The organism is Lamprobacter sp., from assembly GCF_034860625.1.
GTDB lineage: Bacteria > Pseudomonadota > Gammaproteobacteria > Chromatiales > Chromatiaceae > Lamprobacter.
The window spans coordinates 1-1,147 of sequence record NZ_JAYESN010000579.1 but is presented as its reverse complement, the minus strand read 5'-3'; the positions used below and the strand labels follow the sequence as shown (position 1 = coordinate 1,147).

The 1,147-nt window shown below is 61.0% G+C and carries 3 protein-coding genes; all 3 read left to right on the top strand.

Annotated features, from left to right (window positions below):
- Position 1 precedes the first annotated feature (1 nt).
- On the top strand, positions 2 to 154 hold the full coding sequence (locus tag VBE63_RS31725) for a DUF433 domain-containing protein (protein WP_416274735.1): 153 nt from the start codon (positions 2 to 4) through the stop codon (positions 152 to 154).
- A complete protein-coding gene (locus VBE63_RS29940) occupies positions 151 to 513 on the top strand; it encodes a DUF5615 family PIN-like protein (protein ID WP_323686608.1) in 363 nt (120 codons plus the stop codon). Before VBE63_RS31725 ends, VBE63_RS29940 begins: the two co-directional genes overlap by 4 nt.
- 124 nt (positions 514 to 637) lie before the next feature.
- Positions 638 to 1,147: NAD(P)-dependent oxidoreductase (locus VBE63_RS29935; RefSeq protein WP_323686607.1), on the top strand; the 510-nt coding region annotated here is incomplete at its 3' end.

Here is a 1,147-nt window from a genome sequence, read left to right as displayed (position 1 = left end):
ATTGATCCTGAGCCTGCTTGCTCAAGGCGAATCCTCAGAGGCGATTCTGGATGACTACCCAGACCTAGAGCAGGCCGACATCAGCGCCTGCCTCGCCTATGCGCACAGCATGATCGCCCATGAGCGGATCGATCGCATCGCGGTCTCAGGATGAGGTTTCTGGTCGACCGTTGCGCGGGTCGGCGGCTCGCGCACTGGCTGCGCGAGCAAGGCCATGACGTCCGCGAGGCCGCTGAGGTCAGCCCTGATCCCGGCGACCAAGCGCTTCTCGCATGGGCGGTTCGTGAAGAACGGGTGATCGTCACCATCGATAGCGATTTCGGTCTGCTCGTGTTCTTCCAGAACCAGCCACATACGGGGATCGTGCGTCTGCCGGACGTACCGGCCGCGCATCGCATTGCCTTGATGGCGCAACTGATCGAGCGTTATGCCGACGATCTTGCCGACGGAGCGATTTTGACGGTCGGAACCGAACGCGTGCGAGTCTCACGTACAGCCTCTCGCTCGAGTTAATACAGGACAAGACTCAGATCCCCCAAAGCGGCGCAATCTCCTCAAAAGCATCAGCGCGATGGATGACTGTCATCTGTTTGGCCATGCGATCATCGCGTCTTGAATACCCGCGACGAGCCCCATGATGTCAGCGCTAAACGGCGTTTTATTGGATCTGGCCACCATCGACCAAGGCGACCTTGATCTGTCGTCGTTGGACCGAGTCGGCAGTGCTTGGCGACGTTATACGCAGACGGAACCGACCCAGATCCTGGAGCACCTCGGCGATGCGCAGATCGCGGTGACCAACAAGGTGGCATTAGATCGCGCTGTGCTGACCTCCGCCCCTTCCCTGCGACTGATCTGTATTGCCGCAACTGGCACCAACCATATCGATCTGAACGCGGCACGCGAGCACGGCATCGCGGTGGCGAACGTGGTGCGCTATGCCACGCCGGCGGTCGTTCAGCATGTCTTCGCGCTCATCCTGGCCCTGACGACTCGCTTACCCGAGTATCAACGCGCGGTCGCCAGCGGCGCCTGGCAACAGCATGAGCGCTTCTGCCTGATGGACTATCCCATTCGCGAACTGGCCGGACGGACCCTCGGCATTCTTGGCTATGGCGAGTTAGGTCAGGCCGTCGCCCGGGTGGCC